Below are 19,944 nucleotides of genomic sequence, written 5' to 3'. Positions count from 1 at the left end.
AGATGTGTATAAGAGACAGGGGCTCGGGCGGGGCCGGCGGCGTAGGTGGCCACGGAGGTGCAGGCGGCGGTGGCGGAGCTGGTGGGGCCGGGATATGGCCATGGCTAAACCCGGCCGGGGGGAACGGCGGTGACGGCGGAGCCGGCGGTGCCGGCGGCGCGAGTGGCGCCGGGGGGTCGGGCGGATTATTCGGGTTCCTAGGGGCGAACGGTGCTGCGGGCACTGGCGGTGGTGGTGGCGTCGGCGGTCTGGGTGGCGACGGCGGCGCGAGTGGCCAGGGTGGCCTCGGTGGCAATGGCGGCGCCGGTGGCGCCGCGGGTGCGGGCAGCACGGGGATCAACGGCCACGGCGGTGACGGAGGAGCCGGCGGTAACGGCGGTACCGGCGGTGGCGGCGTATACGCCGGCGGCGGTAACGGCGGCGCCGGCGCCAACGGCGGACAGGGCGGCGTGGGCGGTCCGGGTGGCGCCGGCGTGGGCGGCGTCGGTGGAGGCAACGGCGGGGCTGGCGGTAATGGCGGCGGTGGTGGCGTCGGCGGTGACGGCGCCCCCTACGGCAACAACGGCGGACAGGGCGGCGGCGGCGGCAACGGCGGGGCCGGCGGCGCCGGTGGCACTGCCACCGACGGCGGCCAAGGCGGCCAGGGCGGCACCGGGGGCAACGGCCAAAAGGGCGGCTCCGGCGGTGCGGGTTCCGGCGGTGGCGGCAGCTTCGGCGGGGGCGGCGGCAACGGCGGCCAGGGTGGCGCAGGCGGTGCCGGTGGCAACGTCCTAGGCGCCGGAACCAACGGCATCGGCGGCGCTGGCGGGGGCGGTGGCACCGGGGGCACCGCCGGCAGCGGCGGGGGCGGTGCCGCCGCCTCCATAGTCGGCACAAGCGTGCAAGGATTCGGCGGAACCGGCGGTGGAGGCGGCGCGGGTGCGGTCGCCTCTGGCGGCACAGGCGGATCAGGCGGTGCCGGTGGCGGCGGAGGCGCGGGTGGCGAAGTATCGGGGGCGGGAGTCTCGGGCGGTGGAGGCGGTGCGGGCGGTGCGGGCGGCTCCCCCTCGAGCCTCGGCGGCGCCGGGGGCGCCGGCGGCAACGCCATCAGCGCCAGCAAGGGCAACCTCGGCGGCGGCGGTGGAGTGGGCGGCCCTGGCACCGGCGGTGGTGGCGGTGGCGGCGCCAATGCCGGTACCTCCGTGGACGGCGCCGGAGACCCCGGCGCCGATGGCGCGGCTGGCGGGGCAGGCGGCAACGGCGCCGCCGGCAACGCCAATGATAACGGCGGAGGCGACGGCGGCACCGCCGGTGCCGGCGGTGGTGGCGGGTCCACCTATGCCGCAGCCCCCGCGCGCGGCAGCGCCGGCCAGTCCGTCTAGCTAGTACCGGCCGGCGATCCGGCCCCTACCATCGAGCCCGCGGGTCGCACAGTTCGCGTCGGGACCCTGACGCAAAGAACGGCTTGACGGCCGTTAAGCCCTGGCGCCCTCGTCGTCGGGCACCAACGTCTGCGGCACCAACGCCCCTGGCACCGCCCCCAGGCCCTCGATCAACTGCCACCCACCATTAGGCTGGCGAGCGTGTTTGAATCGCTGTCCGACCGGTTGACCAGTGCCCTCCAGGGGCTACGCGGCAAGGGTCGCCTGACCGACGCCGATATCGAAGCCACGACACGTGAAATCCGGTTGGCGCTGCTGGAAGCCGACGTTTCGCTGCCCGTGGTCAGGGCGTTCGTCCACCGGATCAAAGAACGCGCCCGCGGCGCCGAAGTGTCCGGGGCACTCAATCCGGCCCAACAGGTCGTCAAGATCGTCAACGACGAACTCATCGGCATTCTGGGTGGCCAGACCCGCGAACTGGTGTTCGCCAAGACGCCGCCGACCGTCATCATGCTCGCCGGTCTGCAGGGCTCCGGTAAGACGACGCTGGCCGGCAAGCTCGCCGTGCGCCTCAAGAGCCAAGGGCACACCCCGCTGCTGGTGGCCTGCGACCTGCAGCGCCCCGCCGCGGTCAATCAGCTGCAGGTCGTCGGCCAACGCGCCGGGGTGACGGTGTTCGCTCCGCATCCAGGCGCCTCGCCAGAATCCGGACCCGGCGACCCGGTCGCCGTCGCCGCGGCGGGACTTGCCGAGGCCCGGGCCAAACACTTCGACGTCGTCATCGTCGACACCGCCGGGCGGCTGGGCATCGACGAGGAGCTGATGGCCCAGGCCGCCGCCATCCGGGACGCCATCGAACCCGACGAGGTGCTCTTCGTACTCGACGCGATGATCGGCCAGGACGCTGTCACTACCGCGCAGGCGTTCGGCGAGGGCGTCGGCTTCAGCGGTGTGGTGCTGACCAAGCTGGACGGCGACGCCCGCGGCGGCGCGGCGCTGTCGGTCCGCGAAGTGACCGGTGTGCCAATCCTTTTCGCCTCCACCGGGGAGAAGCTGGAGGATTTCGACGTCTTCCACCCAGACCGGATGGCCAGCCGCATCCTGGGAATGGGCGATGTGCTGAGCCTGATCGAACAGGCCGAGCAGGTCTTCGACGCCCAGCGAGCCGAGGAAGCCGCGGTCAAGATCGGCGCCGGCGAGCTGACCCTGGAAGACTTCCTCGAGCAGATGCTCGCCGTCCGCAAGATGGGCCCCATCGGCAACCTGCTGGGCATGCTGCCCGGCGCGGGTCAGATGAAGGAAGCACTGGCCGAGATCGACGACAAGCAGCTCGACCGGGTGCAGGCCATCATCCGCGGGATGACGCCCGAAGAGCGGGCGGACCCCAAGATCATCAACGCGTCGCGGCGGCTGCGCATCGCCAACGGCTCGGGCGTGACGGTGTCGGAGGTCAACCAGCTCGTCGACCGCTTCTTCGAAGCCCGCAAGATGATGTCCTCAATGCTCGGCGGCATGGGTATCCCCGGTCTGGGCCGCAAGTCCGCGACGCGCAAATCCAAGGCTGCCCGCGGAAAGGCCGGCAAGAAGGGCAAGAAGGGCGCCCGCGGGCCGACACCGCCGAAGGTCAAGAGCCCCTTCGGCATGCCAGGTATGCCGGGTATGCCGGGTGTGCCGGATATGCCGGCAGGATTCCCGGACCTGTCGCACATGCCTGAAGGCCTCGACGAGCTGCCGCCCGGGCTGGCCGACTTCGACCTTTCCAAGCTCAAGTTCCCGGGCAACCCCGGCAAGAAGTAGCCGCGCCGTGCCCCTGCACGTGCGAGGCCTGGCGCTGCCCGACGAGAACCCGATCGACCTGTGGATCGTCGACGGTCGCATCAGCACCGAGCCCGTCGCCCGCGCCGACACCGTCTTCGGTGCTTCTGGGGCCGGCTGGATCCTGCCGGGGCTGGTGGACGCGCACTGCCACGTTGGGCTCGGACAGCACGGCGCCATCGCGCTGGACGCGGCGGCGGCCCAGGCTGAGACCGAACGTGACGTGGGCGCGCTGCTGCTGCGCGATTGCGGCTCACCGACCGATACCCGCAGTCTTGACGACCGCCACGACCTGCCTCGCATCATTCGCGCCGGCAGGCATCTGGCCAGGCCCAAGCGCTACATCCCTGGTTTCGCTGTCGATCTCGAGGACGAATCGCAGCTGCCGGCCGCAGTGGCCGAGCAGGCCCGCCGCGGCGACGGTTGGGTCAAGCTGGTCGGCGACTGGATCGACCGCCAAGTCGGCGATCTCGCCCCGCTGTGGTCCGATGACGTTCTCAAGGCCGCCATCGACGCCGCGCACGCGCACGGGGCCCGGGTCACCGCGCACGTCTTCGGCGAGGATGCACTGCCGGGGCTGATCGACGCCGGAATCGACTGTATCGAGCACGGCACGGGGCTGACCGACGACACCATCGCGCTGATGCTCGAACACCGCACCGCATTGGTGCCCACGCTGATCAACGTCGAGAACTTCCCGGGTATCGCGGATTCGGCGACTCGCTATCCGACCTACGCCGCCCACATGCGCGACCTCTATACGCGCACCTATCCACGGGTCGCCGCGGCGCGGGAGGCCGGAGTTGCGGTGTATGCCGGTAGCGATGCCGGCAGCACGGTCCGGCATGGACGTATTGCCGACGAGGTCGAGGCACTCACGAAGATCGGGATGAGCCCGACCGATGCATTGGGCGCGGCGTGCTGGGACGCTCGGCGCTGGTTGGGCCGGCCCAGCCTGGACCACGGCGCATCGGCTGACCTGTTGTGTTACGTCGAAGACCCGCGACAGGGACCCGGTGTGCTGGGCCAGCCCGATGTGATAATCCTGCGCGGCAAGGCGTTTCGGGCCAAGTGTTAACCGACTGTTAGCCTGACGCTTGCCGGGCGAGCTGTCGCGGCGGCGGTTACCATCGCGGAATGGCGTTGGCCGGCGGCGCGACCTTTGCCGCCTACACAATCGTGCGACCGCTGGGGTCGGGCCCGACGGGCGAGGTCTATCTCGTCGAGGACCCGCGCTCGGCGCAGTGGGCGGCGCTGAAGGTTCTCTCGCCCGCCCTGTCGTCGGACCCCGAGTTCCGCCGGCGATTCCACCGGGAGACCGCCGTCGCCGCGAACCTCTATCACCCGAACATCGTCGAGGTCCACGACCGCGGCGAGTTCGAAGGCCGACTGTGGATCGCGATGGACTACATCGACGGCATCAGCGCCGAGCAGCTGATGCGCGAGCGGTTTCCGGCGGTGTTACCGGTCGGCGAGGTGCTCGCCATGGTCAGCGCCACCGCCGCCGCTCTCGACTACGCCCATCAGCGTGGGCTGTTGCATGGTGACGTCAAGCCCGCCAACATCCTGGTGACCAGCCCGGGGCCGGGTGAGCCGCGGATTCTGTTGAGCGACTTCGGGATAGCGCAGCCCGCGCCGGCTCAGGCGGCGGGGGCCGAGGCCGACGGGCGTGCCGACCAGTATGCCCTGGCGGCTACGGCTCTTCAGCTGTTCACCGGCACATCACCGGTCGACGCACCGGCCAGACTCAGCGACCTGCGCCCGGACTTGGCGCGACTCGATGCGGCCTTGTCCAGGGCGCTCAGCGCCGATCCCGCCGGCCGTTTCGGGAGCTGCCGGGAATTCGCCGATGCGCTCAACGAGCAGGTCGGGATCATGCCGGTCGACCAGCGCCCCGAGGTATTAGATGCAGCGACGGCCTGGCCGGCCGCCGCCGTTGCCGAACCCGCCTATGTCGTCGACTACCCGGTCTACGACTGGCCGCAGAGCCCAGCAGCACCACAGACCCCACCGCCGGCCCCCGAACCGGTGACACGGCAACGGCGCGCCACCCCGCTGCAGTCGGCGGCCGCGGCGCTGGCCCGGCGCCTCGACGCGTTCTCCCGATCAGCGCAAGAACCAGGCAGGCGCAGACGGCGGGGGACCCTGCTCGGCTCGGCCGTCGTCGTCCTGCTCGTCGGCCTGCTCGCCGTCGGCATCGCGATCGGCCGCAAGACGACCAGCGACCATCCTCAGGCTGCCGGTCCGCAGACCAGTTCATCCGCTGCATCCAGCATGCCGGCGACCGGTGACCCGGCCGCCCCGCCGGCCCCCCTTGACGGCACCTACCAAATCGAGCTCCAACGCTCGAAGCAGACCTACGACTACACCCCGAGTCCGCAGCCTCCGGACGTCAACACGTGGTGGGCGATCCGGTCTTCGTGCACGCCGACGGGATGTCTGGCCGCGGCCACCATGCTCGACGACAACGACCACGCGCAGGCAAAGTCGAGTGTTCGCCCGCTGGTATTGGAGTTCGGCCAAGGCCAGTGGAAGTCCCGGCCCGAGGCGGTGCAGTTCGGGTGCATCGGTCCTAACGGCGCGGCCAGCACCCAGGCCACCACCCAGGTGCTGTCGTTGCGGCCACAACCGGTCGGGGATCTGGTGGGCGAGATGGTGGTCACCGTGCACAGCAACGAATGCGGTCAACAGGGAGCGGTCATCCGCATCCCTGCGGTGGCCAGCCGCGGCGGTGATCTGCCGCCCGCGGTCAACGTGCCGGATCCGGTGACCATTCCCGAAAACCCACCCGCGACCACGACGCCGACCACGCCGCCGTCCGGCCCGGGCCGCTGAGACTTACGGCCGCCGCTTGGGCGGGAGAATCGCGCACCCAGAAAAGATTGCGAGTGATCACTATCTATGTTAGGTTCGTAGCAACTCGACGACCCGGAGGAACTGTGAGCTACGACGTAATCATTCGCGACGGACTGTGGTTCGACGGCACCTGCGCCGCGCCGCAAACCCGAAGCCTGGGCATCCGTGACGGAATAGTGGCCACGGTGTCCCACAAGCCGCTGGACGAAACCGGCTGCCCGGAGGTGATCGACGCGGCGGGGAAGTGGGTGGTGCCCGGATCCATCGACGTGCACACCCATTACGACGCCGAGGTGCTGCTCGATCCCGGACTGCGCGAATCGGTGCGCCACGGCGTCACCACGGTGCTGCTGGGCAACTGTTCGCTGTCGACGGTGTACGCCAACTCCGAGGACGCCGCCGACCTTTTCAGCCGCGTCGAAGCGGTGCCGCGCGAGTTCGTCTACCGTGCCCTGGACGCCAACCGGACGTGGTCCACGGCAGCCGAATACATCAAGGCCATCGACAGCCTGCCGCTGGGCCCGAATGTGGGCTCGCTGCTTGGCCATTCGGATTTGCGGACGGCGGTGCTCGGGCTTGACCGCGCCACCGATGCCACCGTTCGGCCCACCGATGCCGAACTGGAGACGATGGCGACGTTGCTCGACGAGGCGCTTGACGCCGGAATGCTCGGCATGTCCGGGATGGACGCGGCGATCGACAAGCTCGACGGCGACCGTTTCCGGTCCCGCGCGCTGCCGTCCACCTTCGCGACCTGGCGTGAGCGGCGCAAGCTCATCTCGGTGTTGCGCAGGCGCGGCCGGATCCTGCAGAGCGCACCCGACCTCGACAGGCCGGCGACCGGCCTGCTGTTCTTCTTAGCCAGCAGCCGAATCCTCAATCGCCGCAAGGGAGTTCGGATGAGCATGCTGGTGTCGGCCGACGCCAAGTCGATGCCGCTGGCCGTGCACACCTTCGGCCTCGGCACCCGCGTCCTCAACAAGCTGCTGGGCGCCAGCGTGCGCTTCCAGCATCTGCCGGTCCCGTTCGAGCTGTACTCCGACGGAATCGATCTGCCGGTCTTCGAAGAGTTCGGCGCCGGCACGGCGGCGCTGCATCTGCGTGAGCAACTGGAACGCAACGAATTGCTGGCCGACGAGTCCTACCGCCGGCGGTTCCGGCGCGAGTTCGACCGCATCAAGCTCGGACCCACGTTGTGGCACCGCGACTTCCATGACGCGGTGATCGTCGAGTGCCCCGATAAATCGTTGATCGGCAAGAGCTTTGGGGCGATCGCCGACGAACGTGGACTGCATCCGCTCGACGCGTTTCTCGACGTGCTGGTGGACAACGGCGAACGCAACGTGCGCTGGACGACCACCGTCGCCAACCACCGGCCCAACGAGCTCAACAAGCTCGCCGCCGAGCCGAGCGTCCACATGGGCTTCTCCGACGCGGGGGCGCACCTGCGCAACATGGCCTTCTACAACTTCCCGTTGCGGTTGCTCAAGCGGACGCGCGACGCCGACCGGGCCGGCAAGCCATTCCTGTCCATCCAGCGTGCGGTGCATCGCCTGACCGGTGAAGTGGCCGAGTGGTTCGGCATCAACGCCGGCACGCTGCGCCAGGGCGACCGCGCTGACTTCGTGGTGATCGACCCGGCCCATCTCGACGAATCGGTGGACGGATACCACGAGGCGGAGGCCTCCTTCTACGGCGGCTTGCGGCGCATGGTCAATCGCAACGACGCGACCGTCGTCGCAACCGGGGTCAACGGCGCCGTCGTGTTCCGCGGTGGTCAGTTCCGGGACGGTTACGGGCAGACCGTGCAGTCGGGGCGGTACTTGCGAGCGGGTGAGCGTCAAGCCATGAGGGTCGGTGCCTGAGATGGCGCGCACCCAGCAGCAACGCCGCGAGGAAACCGTTGGACGGCTTCTCGACGCCTGCATCGCCACCATCATCGAGGTCGGCTACGCTCGGGCGTCCGCGGCCGTGATCACCAAGCGGGCCGGGGTGTCGGTAGGCGCACTGTTTCGCCATTTCGACACGATGGGCGACTTCATGGCGGCCACGGCTTCGGAGGTGTTGCGCCGTCAGCTGGAGGCCTTCACCAAGCGCGTCGCGGAGATACCGGCCGACCGGCCGGCGCTGGAATCGGCGCTGGCAATCCTGCGGGACATCACCAGCGGTCCGACCAACGCCGTGCTGTACGAACTGCTGATCGCCGCGCGCACCGACGACAAGCTCAGAGAGACATTGCAGCAGGAACTCGGCCAGTATTCAGCCAAGATCTACGATGCGGCCCGGGCGCTGCCCGGTGCCGAAAGCTTCCCGGAGGAGACGTTTCCCGTCATCGTGGCACTGCTGACGAACGTGTTCGACGGAGCCGCCGTGGTGCAGGGGGTTCTGCCCCAGCCGGAGATCGAGGAGCGGCGGATCCCGGTGCTCACCGCGCTGCTGACCGGCGCCTTGTGACCGCGAGCAGACGCAAAATCGCCCCTTTTCGCTGAGCGAGGGGCGATTTTGTGTCTTCTCGCGGTGCCGGCGGTACTAGCGACCCTTTGTCGCTAGCGACAAAGGGTCGCTAGAGGGCGCCGATGCTGGCTTGCGGGCCGAGGGCAAATCCCCAGTCGAACAGGCTGGCGGCCTGATCCCAATAGGTGGGGCCGCCCTGTTTGACCGTCCCGTACATCATGGCGATCACCAGGCGGCGGCCGTTTCGGGCAGCGGCACCGACGAATGTCTTACGCGCGGCGTTGGTGAACCCGGTCTTGCCGCCGATCGCGCCCGGATAGCGCTGCAGCAGCTCGTCCTGGTTGACGATCGGTTGGTCACCGTTATCGCCGGGGAACATCGCCGAGGGTTCGGCAGTGATCTGGCCAAACACCGGATTGGCCATGGCGGCCCGGAAGATGACGGCGAGGTCGTGCGCCGTCGAGGCGCCGGAGCCGCCGGGTCCGTCCAAGCCGGACGGAGTGGCCGCATGGGTGCTTCCCGCACCGAGGGCAGCGGCTTTGGCGTTCATCTTGGCCACGGTGACGTCCTGGCCGCCCAGCATGTGTGCCAGTGTGTTGGCGGCGTCATTACCCGAAACCAGCAGCAGCGCGTCGAGCAGCTGCCGCGCGGTATACGTGCGGCCCGGCTTGATGCCGACACAATTGCATTCGACCTCGGTGTCGGCGACATCGGCGACGACGGTCGAGTTCAGATCGAGTTCGTCCAGCGCAACCAACGTCAGCAGCACCTTGATCGTGCTCGCGGGCGGGTGGGCGACATTCTGGTCGCGTTCGGCCAATACCTGTCCGCTGTCCAGATCGGCCACGATCCAGGTCTGGGCCGGACCGTCAGGGATCGGTACCGAGCCGGCAGGCTGGACGTCGGTATCTGCCCTTGAGACCGGGGAGGTGGCGGCCGCGTTGACGGTGGCGACCGCAAGCAACGCTGCGGCCGCAGCCATGAGCTTCCGCATGGGCGCAAAGTTTATCGTCCAGTGTTGCGCGACGCCCACTGCGGCGGGCGCCCCGGCGCGTCAGCGGGGATGCCTACGGCAACGGCATGTCACGCCAGGAGTAGAAAGCTCCGGTGCCAACGTCATGGACACCCTAGCTAGGAATCCCAGTAGTAGTCGCAGCGGACACTCCCGTGCCAGGGCACGGGAGTGTCCGCCGGATCGGGGTCACCCGGGCGCCATTGTTGGTACGACTTGGTGCTCGGGCATCCACCGGAAGCGGCCTGGGCTGAAGGTGCTGCCAGCGCCACACCGCTCAGCAGCAGTGTCGTTGCCAGTCCCGCGATCGCTGATTTCGTAATGGCTGGATAATCTCCCCGGCAACACGGCGCGTCCTGGGAAAATACCGTGATCGCGACCTGCGGTCACGTTGACTTCTCTGCAGCGCCAGGCGGTTCTTTCGCAAGTGGACACCCGCCGCGGCGATACCGATCTCTACTTTCGCCGACTCCATGACGCGGTGGATCGCTACCGGCTGAAAAATCGGTCAGGTCGGCGGTGTTGAATCAAACCGTGTTGAGCCTGGCCGAAATTTCTGACCGGTTGGAGATCCAGCAACTGTTGGTGGACTACTCCACAGCGATCGACTTGCGCCGATTCGACGATCTCGACAAGGTGTTCACTCCTGACGCGTACATCGACTACCGCGCGCTGGGCGGTATCGACGGCCGCTATCCCGAGGTGAAGAAGTGGCTGGCTGAGGTGCTGCCGAATTTTCCCGTGTACGCCCACATGCTCGGCAACCTCTCGGTGCGCATCGACGCCGACACCGCGTCGTCGCGGGTGATCTGTTTCAATCCGATGGTGCTGCCGGGCGACCAGCAGCAGGTGCTGTTCTGCGGGCTGTGGTACGACGACGAATTCGTGCGCACGCCCGAGGGCTGGCGGATGACCCGCCGCGTCGAATCGAAGGTGTTCCAGAAGGTGCTGTGACCGTGGCGACCCGCTGCGCCCGGCTAGACACACCGAGCCGCGCTTGCGATCGCCACGGATTTCCCCGGGGTCAGCGCCTTCTGGCACAATAGGCGGCTGTCCGGCGCGCGACCCACCTCCATCGAAGTGCTTGCCCGGCGGTCAGACACGCGAGGCAAAACCGGACTCGGGCGTCCCGCCCGAGTCGCTGAATTGCAGCGTGACACACACAGGAGAAATCGCTTAACCATGGCTGTGAAGATCAAGCTCACCCGGCTTGGCAAGATCCGTAACCCTCAGTACCGCATCGCGGTCGCCGACGCTCGCACCCGCCGCGACGGCCGCTCGATCGAGGTCATCGGCCGGTACCACCCGAAGGAAGAGCCGAGCCTGATCGAGATCAACTCCGAGCGCGCCCAGTACTGGCTTTCGGTGGGTGCTCAGCCCACGGAACCCGTCCTCAAGCTGCTCAAGATCACCGGCGACTGGCAGAAGTTCAAGGGACTTCCGGGTGCGGAGGGCCGGCTGAAGGTTGCCCCGCCCAAGCCCAGCAAGCTCGAGTTGTTCAACGCCGCGTTTGCTGCCGCAGAGGGCGGTCCCACCGCCGAGGCCGCCAAACCGAAGAAGAAGTCCCCGGCTAAGAAGGCCGCCAAGGGTGCCCAAGAAGCCGAGGCCGGCGCCCCGGCCGAGAAGGCAGAAGTGCCCGCCGAGGGTGCCGAACAGTCCGAGCCGACCGAAAGTTGACCGGCGCCATGAGCACCGTGGTAGTCGACGCTGTCGAACACCTGGTCCGCGGGATCGTGGACAACCCCGACGATGTCCGGGTGGACATGGTGACCAGCCGTCGTGGTCGAACGGTCGAAGTCCACGTGCATCCCGACGACCTGGGCAAGGTGATCGGCCGCGGGGGGCGTACCGCGACCGCGCTGCGCACGCTGGTTGCCGGTATCGGCGGCCGGGGCATCCGCGTCGACGTGGTGGACACCGACCAGTAGCTGAGCCCATGCTCATGGAGCACCCATGGAGCTGGTAGTCGGGCGTGTGGTGAAGGCGCACGGCATCAGCGGCGAACTCGTCGTCGAAATCCGCACCGACGATCCGGACACCCGGTTCGCCCCCGGAACGCTGTTGCGCGCCAAGAGTTCCCGCGACCCGGGCCAGGAGCGCAGCTATGTGATCGACAGCGTGCGCGACCATGGTGCGCGGCTGCTCGTGCGTTTGGCCGGCGTCACCGACCGTGATGCGGCCGACGCGCTGCGCGGCAGTCTGTTCGTCATCGACTCCGACGACCTGCCGCCGATCGAGGAGGCCGACACCTACTACGACCACCAGCTGGAAGGTCTGCAAGTTCGCACGACGACGGGCCAGGACGTCGGCGTCGTCGCCGAGGTGCTGCACAGCGCTGCCGGCGAGCTGTTGGCGGTGCGGCGTACGGCTGGCAGCCAAAAGGGCGAGGTATTGGTGCCGTTCGTCCGCGCCATCGTCACTTCCGTGTCGCTGGAGGACGGCATTCTGCAGATCGATCCGCCCGACGGTTTGCTGGATCTGAGCTAGCAGAGGCGTATCGACATGAAAATCGACATAGTCACGATCTTCCCCGGCTACCTGGACCCGCTGCGGCAGTCGTTGCCGGGCAAGGCAATTGCGTCAGGGCTGGTCGACTTGCAGGTGCACGACCTACGGCGGTGGACCCACGACGTGCACCGCTCGGTGGACGATACGCCGTACGGCGGCGGCCCAGGAATGGTGATGAAGGCGCCGGTATGGGGTGCGGCGCTCGACGAAATATGTTCTGCTGAAACACTTTTAGTAGTTCCCACGCCCGCTGGTGTGCTGTTCGACCAGGCTACCGCGCAACGTTGGAGCACTGAGCAGCAGCTGGTGTTCGCCTGCGGCCGTTACGAGGGCATCGACCAGCGAGTCGTCGAGGATGCCGCCCGGCGGATGCGCGTGGCAGAGGTCTCGATCGGCGACTACGTACTACCCGGTGGCGAGTCGGCGGCCGTGGTCATGATCGAAACCGTGCTGCGGCTGCTGGCCGGAGTCCTGGGCAATCCCGATTCCGTCCAGCTTGATTCACACTCGCCAGGTCTGGACGGGCTGCTGGAGGGCCCCAGCTACACCAGGCCACCGAGTTGGCGTGGTCTGGACGTGCCTGAGGTCCTGCTCTCCGGTGACCACGCCCGCATTGCCGCCTGGCGTCGGCAGGTCGCGCTACAGCGCACTCGCGAGCGGCGACCGGAATTAGCCCCACCAGACTGAGACCCCACCGAGCTGAGGCGGCCCAGCAGACACAGACTCGTACGCGACAAGCCGGATCTATGCGATTGTGTGTCTGCTCGCGCCCCACCGAGCTGCGCAGCGCCGGAGCGCGGAGCGGATTAGATCCGGCCGTTGGGGAAGATCGTCATGACGGCTTGGGTGATGGTTTCGCGCGCGGTGACCTCGTCGGAAGCTTGCAGCGACTCGATCACCATGATGTAGCGGCGGTCAGAGCCCACGACACCGGTCGACAGGTGCATCCAGCTCGCCCCGATACAGCACATCCAGCCTTGTTTGACCGCGACCGGCTCCGCGTACAACCCGTCGGGAATGCCGAACCGCTGGGGGTAGCCGTCGACTCCGGTCGGGGTGGACCGGGCCAGGTCGTTCACGATGAACCCGGCGCGGTCCAGCGGCAGTCCACCCGTGCCGTCGAGCAGCATTTCGTAGTAGCGGATCAGATCGGATGACGTACTGATCGTGTTCCACCAGCGCCCATCGCTGGGCGGCATGGTCGACGTCAGTCCATACCGGGCGGCGACTTCGGTGATGGTGGCGTCGCCGCCGAGCTGATTCCAGAACCTCTCGGCGGCGCCATCGTCCGATGACCGCAGCATGAGGTCCAGGGCCTGGTGATCGTCCGCGGTGAGGGTGAGTTTGCTCTGCGATTCCTGCAGGAGCAGCTGGTCGGCGATGAACAGCTTGGAGACCGAGGCGGTCGCGATGATCGAGGTGATGCCGTTGGAGACCAGTTGCCGGGTCGCGCGATCGAGAACGGCGACCGACAAGGTAGCGCCCTTAGCAGCGGCCTCGTCGGTCGCCTGCTGGATGCGTTCCTGCACTCCGCTCAACCCGGCGCCGGGCAGCAGCGCATCCGGTGCGCCGGGCGGGGCGATCGCCCGCAACAACAGCTCGACGAGCTGCTGTTGCGGCTGGGAGGGGTAATGGGACGCGCTGTGATCAGCCGTGCTGTATGCCTTCGCCTGCACCTTTGCCTCACAAGCCGCAACCACGACCAATGCCACCGCCGCGGCAGCGGTCAGCATCGTAAGCGGCCGTGCTCGCATGCTTCTCCTTTAGCATCCTCTTGCATCTTCCGGCATCGCGAAGACGTACAGGTAGGGCGGCCGCATTGCCATGTGCCCGGGCATTACGCAAAAGTGCGGGTCCGACTCATGCGGTTTGACCCCGTTCATATGTACCATTCGCCGGTGCTTGCGGGCGGGCGTGAACCACCCGGATTTCCTGTGATTTTCATGGCACGGACAGCGTCTGGCACAATTGACCAGTTGTCCGCGCAGGCCGGGTATCCTCGGTTGCTGCGGCATACAGCCATAAGCCCGTATCCATCGGCTTGACAAGCGCCTCACGCCTGCGTGTCGGCGGTTCACCAGGCCGCGAACCGGAGGAAGTGTCTTTCCATGAACAGGCTGGACTTCGTCGACAAGGCGTCGCTGCGCGACGACATCCCGCCCTTCGGCCCGGGTGACACCATCAACGTGCACGTCAAGGTCATCGAGGGCGCCAAGGAGCGTATCCAGGTGTTCAAGGGCGTGGTGATCCGCCGGCAGGGCGGAGGTATCCGCGAGACTTTCACGGTGCGCAAGGAAAGCTACGGTGTCGGCGTCGAACGGACTTTTCCGGTGCATTCGCCGAACATCGACCACATCGAGGTGGTGACGCGCGGCGACGTTCGCCGCGCCAAGCTGTACTACCTGCGCGAGCTTCGCGGCAAGAAGGCCAAGATCAAGGAGAAGCGCTGACCGGCACTGCCGTGGTGACCGCGGCGGTCCCGACACGCCAGTCGCGAAGGACACGGCGTGTGCTGGCTACGCTGATCCCGTGACCGAAACCACGGACTCCCCGGCTGAGCGCGAGCCCGGCGCTGGTCAGCCGGAATCGAACCCGTCTGGCCGCGAATCTGACACCACCGGCGAGACCGCCCGCCCAGCCGGCACGGCCGAGTCGACGGAAGCCGACAACGACGCATCCAAGCCGGCCAAGAAGTCGACGCTGCGGGAACTTGCCACCCTGACGGTGATCGCCGTGGTGCTCTATTACGTCATGTTGACGTTCGTGGCGCGTCCTTACCTGATTCCTTCGGAATCGATGGAGCCCACCCTGCACGGGTGTTCGACCTGCGTTGGTGACCGCATTCTGGTGGACAAGCTCACCTACCGCTTCAGCTCGCCCAAACCCGGCGACGTCATCGTCTTCAGGGGACCGCCCTCGTGGAACGTGGGTTACAAGTCGATTCGCTCGAGCAATACACTGGCCCGCTGGGCCCAGAACGCGCTGTCGTTCATCGGTTTCGTGCCTCCCGACGAAAACGACCTGGTGAAGCGCGTCATCGCGGTCGGTGGGCAAACGGTCCAGTGCCGCTCCGACACCGGCTTGACGGTCAACGGCAAACCTCTCAAGGAGCCGTACCTGGATCCGGCCACCATGATGGCCGACCCGTCGGTCTACCCCTGCCTTGGCAGCGAGTTCGGCCCGGTGACCGTTCCGCCCGGGCGACTGTGGGTCATGGGCGACAACCGGACCCATTCGGCGGATTCACGCGCTCACTGTCCGATGATGTGCACCGGGGATCCCATGGCGGGCACCGTGCCGATATCCAACGTGATCGGCAAGGCCCGCTTCATCGTGTGGCCGCCGTCGCGATGGGGTGTGGTGCGGTCGGTGAACCCGCAACAAGGGAAGTAGCCATGGCTGGACTATGAATACGACCTGGCCGCCACGGACGGTGATCCGGAAGTCTTCAGGGCTGCGCACCCTGGAATCCGCACTGCACCGCAGCGGGCTGGGTCCGGTCGCAGGGGTGGACGAGGTGGGGCGCGGCGCCTGCGCCGGCCCGCTGGTGGTGGCAGCGTGCGTGCTGGGCCCGAATCGCTTGGAAAGCCTTGCCGCCCTGGATGATTCGAAGAAGCTTACCGAGAAGGCGCGGGAGAAGCTGTTTCCATTGATCTGCCGCTATGCCCTGGCCTACCACGTGGTGTTCATCCCGTCGGTCGAGGTCGACCGACGGGGCGTGCACGCGGCCAACATCGAAGGTATGCGGCGCGCGGTGGCCGGGTTGGCGGTGCGACCCGGTTATGTGCTGAGCGACGGCTTCCGAGTGCCCGGGCTGCCGGTGCCGTCGCTGCCGGTGGTCGGGGGCGACGCGGCGGCCGCGTGCATTGCCGCGGCCAGCGTGCTGGCGAAGGTCAGCAGAGACCGATTGATGGTCACGACGGACGCGCAGTACCCGGGATACGGTTTCGCCGAGAATAAGGGCTACAGCACGCCCGCACACACCTTCGCGCTGGCCCGGCTGGGTCCTTGCCCGGAGCATCGTTACTCCTTTATCAACGTCCGCCGGGCTGCGGACGGATCGGACATCCGGGTGGTGGCCGAGTGCGATCCGGACCCTCCGGCAGAGCGCGGCGAAGTCCGGTGAGGAAAGATGGTACGCGAGTTCCCGCCCGGCGACGTTTCGCGCCGTGTAGCACTCAGGGCTCGGCGGGACCCTGGGCCGGGAAGTCAGCATATTGGCTGGAAGAAGGACGTCTGAGCAGATGAGTGGCAGATGAGTGCAGAGGATCTCGAAAAGTACGAAACCGAGATGGAGCTCTCGCTGTACCGCGAATACAAGGACATCGTCGGCCAGTTCAGCTATGTCGTGGAAACGGAGCGACGCTTTTACCTGGCGAACAGCGTGGAGATGGTGCCGCGTAACGCCGACGGCGAGGTGTATTTCGAGCTGCGACTGGCCGACGCCTGGGTATGGGATATGTATCGACCCGCTCGGTTCGTCAAACAGGTGCGGGTAGTTACCTTCAAGGATGTCAACATCGAGGAAGTCGAGAAGCCCGAGCTGCGGTTGCCTGAATAACCGCTGAATAACGGTGGTGCGACCGAAGCCCGCTCGGCGTGTAGAGGTATGGGCGGCTGCTCGGCACAAAGACTGCGGGTTACTGATCGTGGGGCGGCAGCTGGCCCCGGTTCTCGATGACCTTGCGCGCCACGTCCGCCAATTTGATATTCAGGCTCTGGGAATGGCGCCGCAGCACGTCGAACGCGTGGTCCTCGGTCATGTCGTGCAGCAACATCAGCATGCCGACTGCCTTGCCGATTTCGCGGTTGCTGAGCAGCCCTCGGCGCAGGCTGGCGGCGTCTTCCCCATGCGCGATGGCGTTCACCGCCACGCTGGCGAACGAGGCCAGCACCGCCGCCCGCCCGGCGGATTCGGTGTCGAAGCGGTTGGGGGCATCGGCGAACAGGTTGAGCGCGGCGGCTTTGCGTTTGTCGATTTGCAGCCGGAAGCCCATGGCACCGCGCACCGGCGTATCGGCGACCAGGGCGGCCGCGAACTTGGGCCACTGGCTGGGCGTGGTCAGGTCCGTTTCGATCTGCGGGGTTTCTTCCTCGATCGCGTCGATGCACGGGCCGTCGCCGGCGCGCCGTTCGATTTCGTCGATGCGCTGTGCCAGCCGGTCGCTGGCGCCGACCGTGACGTAGCGGTCATTGGTCTTCACGAGGATGCTGGCGTGGTCGCAGCCGGGAACGATCAAGGTCGCCGCGACGCAGATGGCGGCGTAGATCTCCGACGGATTTGCCCCTTGATAGATGATCTCGGCCAGGGCGGAGAAGACGGTGGCCGGATCGGCCATCGTCCCGCCCGGTGTCGAGCCCTGGGAGCTGCGCTTCGGTGTGCCCGCCACGTCCCTCCCTCACTTCAGCTGCCGGGATCGCCGTCCCGCCGTGCTGGCCGTAGACTACCGGCCACGGTTATGTGCTCAGGCTCCGACAGCACGTTCCAACTCTTTCAGCGATGCCTCCAGGTGGCCCAGCATGCGCTGCAGATGTGGCACACTGCGTCTGCACCCGACGAGCCCGAAGTCCAGATTACCGGCGTTGTTGGTGACCGTGATGTTCATTGCCTGACCGTCGAGCGCGATGGACAGCGGATAATTCCCGACCAGCTGTGCGCCCCGCCAATACAGTGGGTCGGCGGCACCCGGCACATTCGAAATGACGATGTTGAACGGTGGCGGAGCGGTGGCAACGAAGCCGGGAATCAGCCCGAAGACCAGACCGCCGGTGAGAAAAACCGACAGCGCCAGCTGCTGGACGCGGGGCAGCTGGCTGAACACTTCCTTGTTGTCGCGCATCGACTGGTTGATGGCGTATAGGCGCACCGCCGGGTCCTCGACATGGGTGCTGAGGTTGCACAAGACCGTGCCCACCATGTTCCCGCCGCGCTCGGCGTCGCCTTCCTTTCGCAGGCTCACCGGGACCATGGCGATCAGCGGCGTGTCGGGCAGTGCGTGCTGGTCGATCAGGTAGGCGCGCAGGGCGCCGGCCGACATGGCCAGCACGACGTCGTTGACGGTCACATTGGCGGCGTTCTTCACCGCCTTGATTCGATCTAGCGCCCATGACTGTGCGGCGACCCGCCGCGCTCCGCCGATCCGCACGTTGAACATGGTCTTGGGAGCCCGGAATGGCAGCGTGAGTTGCTGCTCCAGCAGGCCGGCACGTGCCAATGACAGCGTCGACGGCGCCAGGGCCGCCGCCGATCCGACCGTCTGGGCGAGCAGCTGAAGCGGTGAAGACTTCCGGCCGGTGTTGGTGCGTTCTCGCGGCTGCAGCGTCCACGGCACCCTGATCTCGTCGTCGTCGGGGTCTGTGGTCAATGCCCGCTGCATCAACTTCTGCGCCGACACGCCGTCCTGCAGCGAATGGTGGAACTTGACGTAAACTGCGTAGCGGCCGTCGTTGAGGCCTTCCACCAGGTGTGCCTCCCACAGCGGCCGGTGCCGGTCGAGCAGGCTGCCGTGCAGCCGCGAGGTCAGCTCCAGCAACTCGCGTACCCGGCCCGGCCGGGGCAGCGCGGACCGGCGGAAGTGGTAGTCGAGTTCGACGTTCTTGTCGAAAGTCCACGCGAGGTTGGTGACAGCGCTGAAGAACGCCGGATGCTTGCGGAACATCGGCTGGACCTCGGTGCAATGGAGCATGGCTTCATAGGCTTCGGTCACGAAGTTTTCGTCAGCATGCTCGGGCGGCTGGAAGAGTTGCAGGGCGCCGACGTGCATCGGATGTTCGCGCGATTCGCCGAGCAGGAACATCGAATCGGTCGGAGTTATCAGCTTCATGTCCGTCTCCCGCGGTAGGCCTGTACCAGCGGGATAGCCACCCGCGGTGTGTGGCACACATTAGTCGGACCGGATGGAAGCGTTTGGGCTGCGGCGCCGCGGGGGATCCAAGGTCAATGGGAGTTACCGTCGCCGTTACCGGGCCTACCGGAGAGATCGGCATCTCTGCGGTGACGGCGCTCGAGCGCGAACCGGCGGTGGAGAAGATTGTCGGGATGGCGCGCCGCCCCTTCGACCCGACGGTGCACGGGTGGACGAAAACCGTTTATCAGCAGGGCGACATCCTGGATCGCGACGTAGTAGACGCGTTGGTCGCACAGGCTGACGTGGTAGTCCACCTGGCGTTCATCATCATGGGTTCACGCGCGGAGAGTGCACGGGTCAACCTGGAGGGCACCCGTAACGTGTTCGAGGCCACGGTTGCCGCGCGGCGGCCACGTCGGCTGGTCTATACGTCCTCGGTCGCCGCATACGGCTACCACTCCGACAACCCGGTACCACTGACCGAGGACACGCCCACCCGCGGATCACCCGAGCACTACTACTCCGAGCAGAAGGCGGCCTGCGAGGCCGAGCTGGCCAAGATCACCGAGGGCTCGTCGCTGCAAGTGTTCGTGCTGCGGCCATGCATCGTCGCCGGACCTGAGGCTCAAGCGCTAGCCGAGGCGATGCCGTGCAACCAGCTGCCGGCCCCGGTGCGCGCCCTGAGCAAGGCGCTGCCGATGTTGAAGCCGATCATCCCCGATCCCGGTTTTCCGTTGCAGCTGGTGCACCACGACGACGTCGCGGCCGCTATCGCGCTGGCCGCCACCGCTCCGGTACCGCCGGGGGCATACAACATCGCCGCCGACGGGACGGTGACGGTGACGGACGTGGCCAAGGCGCTGGGCGGGCGCCCGGTAAGGGTGCCCGCCGCCGCGGCATCGGCGGCTTCGGCGGCAATTTCGCGATTGCCGTTGGTCCCTTCCCTGCTCGAATGGCTGCACGTCGCACGGACCTCGGTGGTGATGGACACCACCAAGGCCAAACGCGACCTCGGTTGGCGCCCGACGCACTCCTCGGCGGAGACCCTGGCGGCGCTGGCTTCCGCCGTCTGACGCCGGTTGGCCGGGAC

19 protein-coding genes and 1 pseudogene are annotated in these 19,944 nt (G+C 67.3%); 16 read left to right on the top strand and 4 right to left on the bottom strand.

What is annotated here, in order from left to right; genetic code table 11:
* From CDN38_RS33495 to CDN38_RS04760, 6 genes are all read left to right on the top strand, one after another.
* A partial coding sequence (locus CDN38_RS33495) for a hypothetical protein (protein ID WP_180276287.1) occupies nucleotides 1-1,361 on the top strand: 1,361 nt, incomplete at its 5' end.
* Between the two features lie 201 nt (nucleotides 1,362-1,562).
* Entirely contained in the window at nucleotides 1,563-3,158 is a 1,596-nt protein-coding gene (gene ffh, locus CDN38_RS04780; RefSeq protein WP_075513691.1) for a signal recognition particle protein, read from the top strand.
* Between the two features lie 7 nt (nucleotides 3,159-3,165).
* Nucleotides 3,166-4,254 carry a metal-dependent hydrolase family protein gene (locus tag CDN38_RS04775; RefSeq protein WP_075513692.1) on the top strand — a complete coding sequence of 363 codons (1,089 nt, stop codon included), beginning with the start codon at nucleotides 3,166-3,168 and terminating at the stop codon, nucleotides 4,252-4,254.
* Nucleotides 4,255-4,313: 59 nt separating this feature from the next.
* Nucleotides 4,314-6,011 carry a serine/threonine-protein kinase gene (locus CDN38_RS04770; protein WP_075513693.1) on the top strand — a complete coding sequence of 566 codons (1,698 nt, stop codon included), beginning with the start codon at nucleotides 4,314-4,316 and terminating at the stop codon, nucleotides 6,009-6,011.
* A 62-nt stretch (nucleotides 6,012-6,073) separates the two neighbouring features.
* Nucleotides 6,074-7,897 (top strand): N-acyl-D-amino-acid deacylase family protein, encoded by a 1,824-nt coding sequence (locus CDN38_RS04765; RefSeq protein WP_180276408.1) that lies wholly within the window; start codon nucleotides 6,074-6,076, stop codon nucleotides 7,895-7,897.
* 1 nt (nucleotide 7,898) lies between these two features.
* Nucleotides 7,899-8,486, top strand: coding sequence for a TetR/AcrR family transcriptional regulator (locus tag CDN38_RS04760; protein ID WP_075513695.1), 588 nt, complete (start codon nucleotides 7,899-7,901; stop codon nucleotides 8,484-8,486).
* A gap of 109 nt (nucleotides 8,487-8,595) precedes the next feature.
* Here CDN38_RS04760 and CDN38_RS04755 read toward each other — a convergent pair whose 3' ends face one another.
* On the bottom strand, nucleotides 8,596-9,480 hold the full coding sequence (locus tag CDN38_RS04755; protein WP_075513696.1) for a D-alanyl-D-alanine carboxypeptidase family protein: 885 nt from the start codon (nucleotides 9,478-9,480) through the stop codon (nucleotides 8,596-8,598).
* A gap of 552 nt (nucleotides 9,481-10,032) precedes the next feature.
* Between CDN38_RS04755 and CDN38_RS04750 the strand changes: the two genes are divergently transcribed.
* From CDN38_RS04750 to trmD, 5 genes are all read left to right on the top strand, one after another.
* Nucleotides 10,033-10,452, top strand: coding sequence for a nuclear transport factor 2 family protein (locus CDN38_RS04750; RefSeq protein WP_075513775.1), 420 nt, complete (start codon nucleotides 10,033-10,035; stop codon nucleotides 10,450-10,452).
* Between the two features lie 228 nt (nucleotides 10,453-10,680).
* On the top strand, nucleotides 10,681-11,175 hold the full coding sequence (gene rpsP, locus CDN38_RS04745) for a 30S ribosomal protein S16 (RefSeq protein ID WP_099318820.1): 495 nt from the start codon (nucleotides 10,681-10,683) through the stop codon (nucleotides 11,173-11,175).
* Between the two features lie 8 nt (nucleotides 11,176-11,183).
* Nucleotides 11,184-11,426 (top strand): RNA-binding protein, encoded by a 243-nt coding sequence (locus tag CDN38_RS04740; protein WP_003878715.1) that lies wholly within the window; start codon nucleotides 11,184-11,186, stop codon nucleotides 11,424-11,426.
* A gap of 25 nt (nucleotides 11,427-11,451) precedes the next feature.
* Nucleotides 11,452-11,985, top strand: a complete 534-nt coding sequence (rimM, locus tag CDN38_RS04735) for a ribosome maturation factor RimM (RefSeq protein WP_099318819.1) — start codon at nucleotides 11,452-11,454, stop codon at nucleotides 11,983-11,985.
* A 15-nt stretch (nucleotides 11,986-12,000) separates the two neighbouring features.
* The gene (gene trmD / locus CDN38_RS04730; protein ID WP_099318818.1) at nucleotides 12,001-12,693 is read left to right on the top strand and encodes a tRNA (guanosine(37)-N1)-methyltransferase TrmD; all 693 of its coding nucleotides are present in this window, start codon (nucleotides 12,001-12,003) and stop codon (nucleotides 12,691-12,693) included.
* Nucleotides 12,694-12,812: 119 nt separating this feature from the next.
* Here trmD and CDN38_RS04725 read toward each other — a convergent pair whose 3' ends face one another.
* Entirely contained in the window at nucleotides 12,813-13,760 is a 948-nt protein-coding gene (locus CDN38_RS04725) for a serine hydrolase (RefSeq protein ID WP_099318817.1), read from the bottom strand.
* A gap of 354 nt (nucleotides 13,761-14,114) precedes the next feature.
* On the opposite strand from CDN38_RS04725, the gene rplS reads away from it, so the two are divergent.
* From rplS to CDN38_RS04705, 4 genes and pseudogenes are all read left to right on the top strand, one after another.
* A complete protein-coding gene (gene rplS, locus CDN38_RS04720; RefSeq protein ID WP_099318816.1) occupies nucleotides 14,115-14,456 on the top strand; it encodes a 50S ribosomal protein L19 in 342 nt (113 codons plus the stop codon).
* A 79-nt stretch (nucleotides 14,457-14,535) separates the two neighbouring features.
* The gene (gene lepB / locus CDN38_RS04715) at nucleotides 14,536-15,399 is read left to right on the top strand and encodes a signal peptidase I (protein ID WP_099318815.1); all 864 of its coding nucleotides are present in this window, start codon (nucleotides 14,536-14,538) and stop codon (nucleotides 15,397-15,399) included.
* Between the two features lie 13 nt (nucleotides 15,400-15,412).
* Nucleotides 15,413-16,181, top strand: a pseudogene (locus tag CDN38_RS04710) (ribonuclease HII).
* Between the two features lie 80 nt (nucleotides 16,182-16,261).
* The gene (locus tag CDN38_RS04705) at nucleotides 16,262-16,567 is read left to right on the top strand and encodes a DUF2469 domain-containing protein (RefSeq protein WP_012393608.1); all 306 of its coding nucleotides are present in this window, start codon (nucleotides 16,262-16,264) and stop codon (nucleotides 16,565-16,567) included.
* A gap of 79 nt (nucleotides 16,568-16,646) precedes the next feature.
* On the opposite strand, the gene CDN38_RS04700 is transcribed toward CDN38_RS04705, so the two are convergent.
* Both CDN38_RS04700 and CDN38_RS04695 read right to left on the bottom strand, forming a co-directional pair.
* The gene (locus CDN38_RS04700; RefSeq protein WP_075513703.1) at nucleotides 16,647-17,345 is read right to left on the bottom strand and encodes a GAF and ANTAR domain-containing protein; all 699 of its coding nucleotides are present in this window, start codon (nucleotides 17,343-17,345) and stop codon (nucleotides 16,647-16,649) included.
* A 126-nt stretch (nucleotides 17,346-17,471) separates the two neighbouring features.
* A complete protein-coding gene (locus CDN38_RS04695) occupies nucleotides 17,472-18,830 on the bottom strand; it encodes a WS/DGAT/MGAT family O-acyltransferase (protein ID WP_075513704.1) in 1,359 nt (452 codons plus the stop codon).
* 116 nt (nucleotides 18,831-18,946) lie between these two features.
* On the opposite strand from CDN38_RS04695, the gene CDN38_RS04690 reads away from it, so the two are divergent.
* Nucleotides 18,947-19,927 (top strand): NAD-dependent epimerase/dehydratase family protein, encoded by a 981-nt coding sequence (locus CDN38_RS04690; protein WP_075513705.1) that lies wholly within the window; start codon nucleotides 18,947-18,949, stop codon nucleotides 19,925-19,927.
* Nucleotides 19,928-19,944: the final 17 nt, after the last annotated feature.

The organism is Mycobacterium ostraviense, from assembly GCF_002705925.1.
Lineage (GTDB): Bacteria > Actinomycetota > Actinomycetes > Mycobacteriales > Mycobacteriaceae > Mycobacterium > Mycobacterium ostraviense.
This window is presented reverse-complemented; position numbering and strand designations above follow the sequence as displayed.